Raw genomic sequence first — 11,386 nt, 5'->3', positions numbered from 1 at the left:
ATCTTGGATCGAATTGAACGAATTGCTTGAATTTGTTCATGACTTTCGTTTTGTCTACTCGTCACGCTTACATGATTGTGTTTTCTTAAAGAACTTATCTTGCTTCAACTTCCGTATCCGCTATATTCCGATGAGCATTGCGCTCCTCTTTATCTTTTTCTGTTTCCCTCCGTTTCCGTTGGGACTGCAAAGGTAGAAATCTTTTTTGAACTTCCAAAAAACTTTTGAAGTTTTTTTTCTTTTTCTTTTTTCTGATTTCCGCGTTTAAAATAATCTGAACGGGATTTTAAATCCTGTCGCGCTCACCTAAACCCTTCTTTTTTTCATGGTCTCTTCTTTCGAAGTAACCGTCCCTCCCTTGCGGAGTGGTGCAAAGATAGGGAGTTTACTAACAAACTTCCAAGCCTTTTGTTTATTATTTTTTAATATTAAAGTTAACTAACTGTAACATTGAACGATTCATTTGACACAGACATACCGTAAACCGTCCAATCAGGTTAAATTAACCGTTTAAACGGCCAAGCTGCTCATTATAAATTTCATTTCGAAGTCGTCCCATAACAAACAATTTCACAGCTAAAGAACAAATTAAATACTATTTACTGCTTTCTTCTATACCACATAAAGTCGTTATAGAAACAAAAAAGGTCCAGACATATGCCTGGACCTTTCTATATAAAATAATCTATGATAGATTAATCTTCTTCTTTCGAAGCCAACAATTGATCGTACTCTTCGCGAGAACCGACAATTAAGTTGCTGTATTGACGGATACCTGTACCTGAAGGAATCAAGTGACCAACGATTACGTTTTCTTTCAAACCTAACAAGTTGTCACGTTTACCTGCGATAGCAGCTTCATTCAATACTTTTGTGGTCTCTTGGAAAGAGGCAGCAGAGATAAACGATTTGGTACCTAATGATGCTCTAGTGATACCTTGCAACAATGGACTTGAAGTCGCTGGAATTGCTTCACGCACTTCTACAAGTTTTAAGTCACGACGTTTCAAACTTGAGTTTTCCTCTCTCAACTTACGTAAAGAAACAATCTGTCCTGGACGTAAGCTATTGGAATCTCCAGCATCAACAACGACTTTCTTGTCGAACAAGGAATCATTCTCTTCCATGAAATCCCATTTGTTTACAGCTTCTTTCTCTAAGAAACGTGTATCTCCTGGATCTTCGATGTTAACTTTTTGCATCATCTGGTGAACGATCGTTTCGAAGTGCTTATCGTTGATCTTCACACCTTGAAGACGGTATACCTCTTGGATACCATTCACGATGTAATGTTGTACCGCTGATGGCCCTTTAATAGATAAGATATCCGCTGGCGAGATCGAACCATCCGATAATGGCATACCTGCTTTGACGAAGTCATTATCCTGAACAAGGATATGTTTAGAAAGTGGCACCAAGTATTTCTTGATTTGACCATCACGTGATTCAATCGACATCTCACGGTTACCACGTTTCACACCCCCCAATGTTACCACACCGTCGATTTCTGTTACAACAGCTGGGTTAGAAGGGTTACGTGCTTCGAACAACTCGGTTACACGTGGAAGACCACCCGTGATATCTCGTGTTTTACCAGTAGAACGAGGAATCTTAACTAAGATACCACCTTCTTTAACAGTGACGCCGTTAGCAACTGCAACGTGGGCACCTACTGGGATATTGTATGTACGAATAACCTCTCCAGATTTATCAAGAATCTTGATGGATGGGTTTTTCGTTTTATCACGTGTTTCAATAATTACTTTCTCTTTGTGACCAGTTTGCTCATCTGATTCCTCACGGAAGGTAACACCCTCGATGATCGCATCAAACTCAACTTTACCAGCAAATTCAGAGATAATTACTGCGTTATATGGATCCCACTCTACCAATTTATCACCTTTAGCTACTGTACCGCCATCCTCAACGAACAACTGCGAACCATAAGGGATATTTTGTTGGAATACAATCTTATTATGTGCATCAATGATCTTAACCTCACCAGAACGTCCTAAGACAACCTGATGTGTGCCATTGTCATTTGTTTGCGAAACGGTACGCACATTTTCAAATTCGATTTTACCATCGTATTTAGAAATGATACTTGAGTCAGCCGCGATATTTGATGCCGTACCCCCCACGTGGAACGTACGAAGTGTCAACTGTGTACCTGGCTCACCAATTGATTGTGCTGCGATAACACCGACAGCTTCACCCAATTGAACACGTTTACCAGATGCCAAGTTACGACCGTAACAACAAGCACACACACCACGTTTCGATTCACAAGTTAATACCGTACGAATTTCGATACCTTCAATACCTGCTTTTTCGATAACCTCAGCGATTTCCTCAGTGATATCTTCATTTGCAGAAACGATCAACTCCTCTGTCTCCGGATGGAATACATCATGTAATGGAGTACGACCTAAGATACGGTCGAATAATGGTTCAACAACATCATCATTATCTTTCAATGCTGTTGTGTAGATACCACGTAAACCACCACAATCTTGTTCAACAACGATCATATCCTGAGCAACGTCATGTAAACGACGTGTCAAGTAACCCGCATCCGCGGTTTTCAAGGCTGTATCGGCAAGACCTTTACGCGCACCGTGGGTAGAGATAAAGTACTCTAATACGGACAAACCTTCTTTAAAGTTCGACAAGATCGGGTTCTCAATAATCTCACCACCTGAAGTACCGGATTTTTGAGGTTTCGCCATCAAACCACGCATACCACACAACTGACGAATCTGCTCTTTCGAACCACGGGCTCCAGAATCCAACATCATATAAACTGAGTTGAAACCTTGATTATCGTTGGAAAGAATATCCATTACGTGGGCAGTCAATCTGTTGTTGATACGTGTCCAGATATCGATGATTTGGTTGTAACGTTCGTTGTTCGTAATGAAACCCATGTTATAGTTGTTCATTACCTCTTCAACTTCGTTTGTTGCTTGTTGGATCAATTCAGCTTTCGCAGCAGGAATGTTCAAATCTTCCAAGTTGAAAGAAAGACCACCTTTGAAGGCTGTTTGATATCCCAATTCTTTCATATCATCCAAGAATTGCGCTGCACGAGCCATACCCGTAGTCTTCACAATCTCACCGATGATATTACGCAAAGATTTCTTAGTAAGCAATTCATTGACAAATCCCATTTCGTCAGGAACAACCTGATTGAAGATCACACGACCTACAGTTGTTTCTAATAAGGTATCAACGATGCTACCATCTCTTTGTCTCACTTTTGTTTTGACTTTAATCCAAGCGTGAAGGTCAATTTGCTTCTCGTTTAAAGCGATGATAACCTCTTCAGCCGAATAGAAAGTCATATCTTGACCTCTTACGATGTGATCGCCAGCAGTTCTACGGCCTTTAGTAATATAGTAAAGACCCAATACCATGTCTTGAGATGGTACTGTGATCGGTGAACCATTCGCAGGGTTTAAGATATTGTGCGCTGCCAACATCAAGATTTGGGCCTCCAAAACTGCAGCATTACCTAAAGGTAAGTGAACTGCCATCTGGTCACCGTCAAAATCGGCGTTGAATGCTGTACACACTAATGGGTGTAATTGAATCGCTTTACCCTCTACCAAAGTAGGTTGGAAAGCTTGAATACCCAAACGGTGAAGCGTAGGCGCACGGTTAAGTAATACAGGGTGACCTTTCAATACATTTTCAAGGATATCCCATACCACTGGATCTTTACGATCTACGATTTTCTTAGCGGATTTTACTGTTTTTACAATACCACGCTCGATCATTTTACGAATGATGAATGGTTTGTAAAGCTCAGCTGCCATATCTTTAGGAAGACCACACTCGTGTAATTTCAAGTGAGGGCCTACAACAATTACCGAACGAGCTGAATAATCCACACGTTTACCTAATAAGTTTTGACGGAAACGACCTTGTTTACCTTTCAAAATATCAGATAATGACTTCAATGCACGGTTACCTTCTGTCTTAACAGCATTCACCTTACGTGAGTTGTCAAACAAAGAGTCCACCGCCTCTTGAAGCATACGTTTTTCGTTACGTAAGATTACTTCTGGCGCTTTGATCTCGATCAAACGTTTTAGACGGTTGTTACGGATAATAACACGACGGTATAAGTCGTTCAAATCCGAAGTCGCAAAACGACCACCATCCAAAGGCACTAAAGGACGCAATTCTGGTGGAATGATAGGAACAATCTTCACGATCATCCATTCAGGACGATTCTCGATGTTTTCACGTGAGCTACGGAAAGCTTCAACAACATGAAGACGTTTTAACGCTTCATTTTTACGTTGTTGAGAAGTCTCGTTAGCAGCTTGGTGACGTAAATCGTAAGACAATTGATCCAAATCAATACGTTTCAACAAATCTTCCAATGCCTCAGCACCCATCTTAGCGACAAATTTTTGAGGATCAGTATCGTCTAAATATTGATTTTCTTTTGGTAAGGTATCTAAAATATCTAAATATTCTTCTTCAGTCAAGAAGTCCATAAAGTTGATACCATCTTCTTCCTTAATACCAGCTTGGATAACGACATAACGTTCATAGTAAATGATCATATCCAATTTCTTGGTAGGAAGACCTAATAAATAACCGATTTTATTAGGAAGAGAACGGAAGTACCAGATGTGTGCTACAGGAACCACCAAGTTGATGTGTCCCATACGCTCACGACGTACTTTTTTCTCTGTTACCTCAACACCACAACGGTCACACACGATACCTTTATAACGGATACGTTTGTATTTACCACAGTGACATTCGTAATCCTTTACAGGACCAAAAATACGCTCACAGAATAAACCATCACGTTCTGGTTTGTAGGTACGATAGTTAATCGTTTCTGGTTTTGTAACTTCACCACTTGAACGCTCCAAAATAGTCTCTGGAGAAGCCAAGCTGATCGTAATCGAAGTGAAGTTGCTTTTAATTTTATTATCTTTTTTGTAAGACATACTTATTCAAAAGTTAAAGCTTTATAGAGAAGCTTTGAAGAACCTTCGTTCTTCAAAGCCCTAATTGCTTAATTAATCCAATGTGATATCTAGACCCAATCCGCGCAACTCGTGTACCAATACGTTGAACGATTCTGGCACCGATGGTGTCGGAAGGTTGTTGCCCTTAACGATTGCTTCGTAAGTTTTGGCACGACCAACTACGTCATCCGATTTCACGGTTAAGATCTCTTGAAGGATGTTAGATGCACCGAATGCCTCCAATGCCCAAACCTCCATCTCACCAAAACGCTGACCACCGAATTGTGCTTTACCACCCAGAGGTTGTTGTGTGATCAATGAGTAAGGACCAATTGAACGTGCGTGCATTTTATCATCAACCATGTGACCTAATTTCAACATGTAGATTACACCTACTGTTGTTGGTTGATCGAAACGGTCACCTGTCAATCCATTGTACAAATATGTACGACCTGATTTTGGTAAACCGGCTTTCGCAACCCAGTCCTGTACTTGATCCATCTCAGCGCCATCAAAGATCGGTGTAGCAAATTTAACACCTAATTTTTGACCAGCCCAACCTAATACGGTTTCGTAGATCTGACCCAAGTTCATCCGTGAAGGTACCCCCAATGGGTTCAACACGATATCAACCGGAGTACCGTCTTCCAAGAATGGCATATCTTCATCACGTACGATACGTGCAACGATACCTTTGTTACCGTGACGACCTGCCATCTTATCCCCTACTTTCAATTTACGTTTCTTAGCAACGTAAACTTTCGCCATCTGCACAATTCCTGATGGAAGTTCATCCCCAACAGATACTGCGAATTTATCACGTTTGAATGAACCTAATTCTTCATTAATTTTAATATTGTAATTATGAAGGGCCATTTTGATCAACTCGTTTTTATCTTCGTCAGTTGTCCATCCCATTGGGTTGATGTTGTTGTAATCTAATTCCGCTAAGATTTTCTGTGTAAACTTAGCACCTTTAGCCACTAACAACTCTTTATATACATTGTATACACCTTGGCTAGTTTTACCATTCACTACAATGAATAATTTCTCTACCAAACGGTCTTTCAATGATTTAACAGCTCTATCGTGAGCAACCTCTAATTTCTCTAAAGTTTTACGTTCAACTTCTTTAGACATTTTCTTCGCACGAGAGAACAACTTCGTATCGATAACAACACCTTTTAATGAAGGTGGAGTTTTCAATGAAGCATCTTTCACGTCACCAGCTTTGTCACCAAAGATTGCACGTAATAATTTCTCCTCTGGAGAAGGATCAGACTCACCTTTAGGCGTGATTTTACCAATTAAGATATCACCACCACCAACTTCAGCACCGATACGGATAATACCGTTTTCATCTAAGTCTTTTGTCGCTTCTTCAGATACGTTAGGAATATCAGCTGTTAACTCTTCTTCACCACGTTTTGTATCACGAACTTCAAGTTCGAATTCTTCAATGTGAAGAGAAGTAAACCAGTCTTCTTTCGCTACACGCTCAGAAATTACGATCGCATCCTCAAAGTTATATCCTTGCCAAGGCATGAACGCTACTTTTAAGTTACGACCCAATGCCAATTCACCATTTTCAGTAGCATAACCTTCACACAATACCTGTCCTGGTTCAACTCGTTGACCTTTCTTAATGATAGGCTTCAAGTTCATACAAGTATTCTGGTTAGTTTTCTTGAATTTGATCAATTTATATGTTCTGACATCATCATCAAATGATACAAGGCGATCATCATCGTTTCTGTCATAACGGATTTTAATTTCATCAGCATCAACATATTCAACCACACCATGACCTTCAGCATTGATCAATGTACGTGAATCTTTCGCTACACGACCTTCAAGACCAGTACCTACGATAGGAGCTTGCGGACGCAATACAGGCACAGCCTGACGTTGCATGTTGGATCCCATCAATGCACGGTTGGCATCATCGTGCTCCAAGAAAGGAATTAATGAAGCCGCAATAGATGTAATTTGATTTGGAGCAACGTCCATATAATCAAGCATTTCAGGCTCGATAATTGGGAAGTCACCTTCGTATCTGGCTTTTACCTTTGCATCTTCAAAATTACCTTTGTCATCATACAAGGCATTTGCTTGGGCAATTGTTTTACCATCTTCATCCTCAGCTGACAAGTATACCACCGGTTGGTCAACAACAACAACACCATCTTTTACCTTACGGTAAGGAGTTTCAATAAAACCTAAATGGTTGATTTTTGCATGTACAGCCAAAGAAGAAATCAAACCGATGTTTGGTCCCTCTGGTGTTTCGATTGTACAAAGACGACCGTAGTGTGTATAGTGAACGTCACGAACCTCAAAACCTGCGCGCTCACGAGAAAGACCACCTGGACCTAAAGCTGACAAACGACGTTTGTGCGTAATTTCAGCAAGAGGGTTCGTTTGGTCCATGAACTGAGACAATTGGTTGGTACCGAAGAACGAATTGATTACTGACGACAATGTACGTGCGTTAATCAAATCCGTTGGTGTAAACACCTCGTTATCTCTGATGTTCATACGCTCACGGATTGTACGCGCCATACGAGATAGACCTACACCAAATTGAGCATATAATTGCTCACCAACTGTACGTACACGACGATTAGACAAGTGGTCAATATCATCCACCTCAGCTTTGGAGTTGATCAAGTTGATCAAATACTTCACAATAGCAATGATATCCTCACGCGTCAAGACCTTGGTTTCATCTGGTGTACCCAATTTCAACTTACGGTTGATACGGTAACGACCTACATCACCCAAGTCATAACGTTTATCAGAGAAGAACAAACGATCGATGATACCACGAGCAGTTTCCTCATCTGGTGGTTCAGCGTTACGCAATTGACGATAGATATGTTCTACCGCTTCTTTTTCTGAATTGGAAGTATCTTTTTGTAAAGTATTATATATAATAGAATAATCGGCATTATTTGATTCATCGTCTTTCGCTAAGATAATAGACTTAACGCCAGCTTCGATAATCAAATCAATGTGATCTTCTTCTAGAACAGTTTCACGTTCAAGGATAATTTCGTTACGGTCGATAGATACTACTTCACCAGTATCCTCATCCACGAAATCTTCTACCCATTTTTTTAATACCCTAGCCGCAAGACGACGGCCAACATATTTCTTAAGACCAGATTTACTAACTTTTACTTCATCAGCTAGGTCAAACAATTCTAAGATATCTTTATCTGAATCGTAACCGATCGCACGCAATAAGGTAGTTACTGGGAATTTCTTTTTACGGTCGATATAAGCATACATGACGTTGTTTACGTCTGTAGCGAATTCGATCCAAGACCCTTTGAAAGGAATTACCCTTGCAGAATAAAGTTTAGTACCATTTGTGTGTCTACTTTGACCAAAGAAAACGCCCGGTGAACGGTGTAATTGCGATACGATGACACGCTCTGCACCATTTACCACGAAAGTACCTTTAGGAGTCATATAAGGGATAGTCCCTAAATATACATCCTGAACAATAGTTTCGAAATCTTCGTGTTCTTCATCATTACAAGATAACTTTAACTTAGCCTTTAGAGGAACGCTATAAGTCAAGCCGCGTTCGATACACTCTTGGATATCATAACGTGGTGGATCAATGAAATAATCCAAAAACTCTAGCACAAAAATGTTTCTTGAATCAGAAATAGGGAAGTTTTCCGAGAATACCTTGAACAGCCCTTCCTGATGGCGGTTGTCAGAAGTAGTTTCTAGTTGAAAAAACTCCTTGAAAGATTCCAATTGCACATCTAAGAAATCTGGATATTCCAATACTTTCTTACTTGTTGCAAAGTTTATTCTTTCTTGTTGAATATTATTGTTTGCCAAGGGAATATGAATTTTAGTTTTAAAAAAACTGCGCTTACATGCATGCTGTAAACCACATGTCCACTGTGCCCAGCATATACACAGCATAGTGGCGTATTGATATAAATAGGAATAGACTCTGACGAAAAATCGTCAGAGTCTAAACCTTTTCGGGCTAATTAGTTGAGATTATTTAATCTCAACAACAGCACCAGCTTCTTCTAATTGTTTTTTCAAAGCTTCTGCTTCGTCTTTAGATACACCAGCTTTCAATTCTTTAGGTGCTCCGTCAACTAAATCTTTAGCTTCTTTCAAGCCTAATCCAGCTAAATCTTTAACCAATTTAACTACAGCTAATTTTTGACCACCAGCTTCTTTCAAGATAACGTCAAATGAAGTTTTCTCTTCTGCAGCAGCAGCACCACCTTCAGCTGGAGCAGCAGCTACAGCAACAGCAGCAGCAGCAGGCTCGATGCCATACTCGTCTTTTAAGATATCAGCTAATTCTTTAACTTCTTTTACTGTTAAGTTAACTAACTGTTCAGCAAGTTGTTTTAAATCTGCCATTTTATTTTGAATTTTTGAATGTACTTTGTAAAAATTGTTAATTAAATTATAACGAATGATTCTGTTCTAGAGGATTCGTTAACCTCTTTCTTCTAAAGCTTTTACTAAACCTGCAACAGTATTTCCTCCTGATTGAAGAGCCGAAATAACATTTTTCGCAGGTGACTGCAATGCCGCGATAACGTCAGCAATAAGTTCGTTTTTAGATTTAAGATTAACTAATGCAGTTAATTGATTATCTCCTACGAATGCTGTTGCCTCAATGAAAGCCGCTTTTAACAACGGTTTCTCACCTGATTTGCGCAATTCTTTGATCAATTTAGCAGGTGCATTAGCGACTTCTGAAAACATCATTGTAGACGCACCTTTAAGCGTTCCAAAAATATCTTCTTCTTCAACACCAGCTTCGATCAAAGCTTTCTTAATTAAAGTGTTTTTAACAGCTTTAATTTCGATACCTTGCTCAAAACATTTACGACGAATGTTATTCACTTTTTCAACTGACAACTCAGCAGTATCGGTAATATAGAAGTTACCGTAAGATTTAATCTGTTCGGCCAAAGCTTGAACAATTTCTTGTTTTTCTTCTTTTCTCATGATTAAATACCTGCTACTGATTTAGTCTCAATATGAATACCAGGACTCATAGTTGAGGAAATGTGAATACTTTTAAAGTAAGTTCCTTTAGCTGCAGATGGTTTCAAACGTGCTAGAGTTTGTAATACCTCTAATGCGTTATCATATATTTTATCTGCATCGAACGACGCTTTACCAATAGAAGTATGGATGATACCGGTTTTGTCAACTTTGAAATCGATCTTACCACCTTTTACATCTGTTACAGCTTTACCAACTTCAGTTGTAACTGTACCAGTTTTAGGGTTAGGCATCAAGTTTCTTGGACCTAAAATACGACCCAATTTACCAACTTTAGCCATAACACTAGGCATAGTAATAATGATATCAACGTCAGTCCAACCACCTTCAATTTTGCTGATGTAATCATCTAAACCTACGTAGTCTGCACCTGCTGCTTTAGCTTCTTCTTCCTTATCAGGAGTACACAAAACTAAAACGCGAACAGTTTTACCAGTACCGTGAGGTAATGTTGCAATACCACGCACCATTTGATTTGCTTTACGAGGATCTACGCCCAAACGAACGTCGATATCCACAGAAGCATCAAATTTGGTCAATGAGATTTCTTTAACTAAAGCCGAAGCTTCTTTCAAAGAGTATGCTTTACCAGCTTCAATTTTGGATAGTGCCGCTTTTTGATTTTTTGTTAATCTAGCCACTTTTCTTAAATTGATTTCTTAATTAATTGTTCCAAGGAGCATTACCGGATACAGTAATACCCATACTACGTGCTGTACCAGCTACCATTCTCATAGCAGCCTCTACAGTAAATGCATTTAAATCAGGCATTTTATCTTTAGCGATTGTCTCAACTTGTTCCCAAGTGATAGCCGCAACCTTCTTACGGTTAGGCTCGCCAGATCCACTTTTTAATTTAGCAGCATCTTTCAACTGAACTGCTACCGGTGGAGTCTTGATGATAAAATCAAATGACTTATCCGCGTAAACTGTAATGACAACAGGTAACACTTGACCTGGTTTGTCTTGCGTACGAGCGTTAAACTGCTTACAGAAATCCATAATATTCACACCTTTAGCACCTAATGCAGGTCCTACTGGAGGTGAAGGATTCGCAGCTCCGCCCTTAACTTGTAATTTTACTAACGCACTGACTTCTTTTGCCATTTTGTTTTGAATTTAATTTTGTTAAATGTCTGTTAGTAAGTTGGAAGCAAATAACGTAACATTCATCGATCAGGACGTAACACCCCAACCGAGGTGCAAAGTTAATAAGAAGATTTGAATCCTGCAAGTATCTAACTTTTAATTTTTCAGGAATTTATGTTTTTTTCTCAAAGCCCGCCAAATTGCAAAACCTCTCTAAGGCTCTTTATTTTATATGACCA

The 11,386-nt window shown here is 39.5% G+C and carries 7 protein-coding genes; 1 reads left to right on the top strand and 6 read right to left on the bottom strand.

Going from position 1 to position 11,386, the window contains the following annotated elements; all coding sequences use genetic code 11:
• Positions 1-196: hypothetical protein (locus ABFX33_RS10625; protein WP_346086010.1), on the top strand; the 196-nt coding region annotated here is incomplete at its 5' end.
• A 499-nt stretch (positions 197-695) separates the two neighbouring features.
• Here ABFX33_RS10625 and rpoC read toward each other — a convergent pair.
• The 6 genes from rpoC to rplK form a co-directional block, all read right to left on the bottom strand.
• Positions 696-4,973, bottom strand: a complete 4,278-nt coding sequence (gene rpoC, locus ABFX33_RS10620) for a DNA-directed RNA polymerase subunit beta' (protein WP_346086008.1) — start codon at positions 4,971-4,973, stop codon at positions 696-698.
• Between the two features lie 72 nt (positions 4,974-5,045).
• The gene (rpoB, locus tag ABFX33_RS10615) at positions 5,046-8,855 is read right to left on the bottom strand and encodes a DNA-directed RNA polymerase subunit beta (protein ID WP_120261655.1); all 3,810 of its coding nucleotides are present in this window, start codon (positions 8,853-8,855) and stop codon (positions 5,046-5,048) included.
• Positions 8,856-9,023: 168 nt separating this feature from the next.
• Complete coding sequence (gene rplL / locus ABFX33_RS10610) at positions 9,024-9,401, bottom strand: 50S ribosomal protein L7/L12 (protein ID WP_002992785.1); 378 nt, start codon at positions 9,399-9,401, stop codon at positions 9,024-9,026.
• Between the two features lie 78 nt (positions 9,402-9,479).
• On the bottom strand, positions 9,480-9,998 hold the full coding sequence (rplJ, locus tag ABFX33_RS10605; protein ID WP_346086005.1) for a 50S ribosomal protein L10: 519 nt from the start codon (positions 9,996-9,998) through the stop codon (positions 9,480-9,482).
• A gap of 2 nt (positions 9,999-10,000) precedes the next feature.
• On the bottom strand, positions 10,001-10,699 hold the full coding sequence (gene rplA, locus ABFX33_RS10600; protein WP_046672240.1) for a 50S ribosomal protein L1: 699 nt from the start codon (positions 10,697-10,699) through the stop codon (positions 10,001-10,003).
• 22 nt (positions 10,700-10,721) lie between these two features.
• Entirely contained in the window at positions 10,722-11,165 is a 444-nt protein-coding gene (gene rplK / locus ABFX33_RS10595; RefSeq protein ID WP_028072660.1) for a 50S ribosomal protein L11, read from the bottom strand.
• Positions 11,166-11,386 lie beyond the last annotated feature (221 nt).

Source organism: Sphingobacterium ginsenosidimutans, assembly GCF_039536865.1.
Classification (GTDB): Bacteria; Bacteroidota; Bacteroidia; order Sphingobacteriales; family Sphingobacteriaceae; genus Sphingobacterium; species Sphingobacterium detergens.
This window is presented reverse-complemented; position numbering and strand designations above follow the sequence as displayed.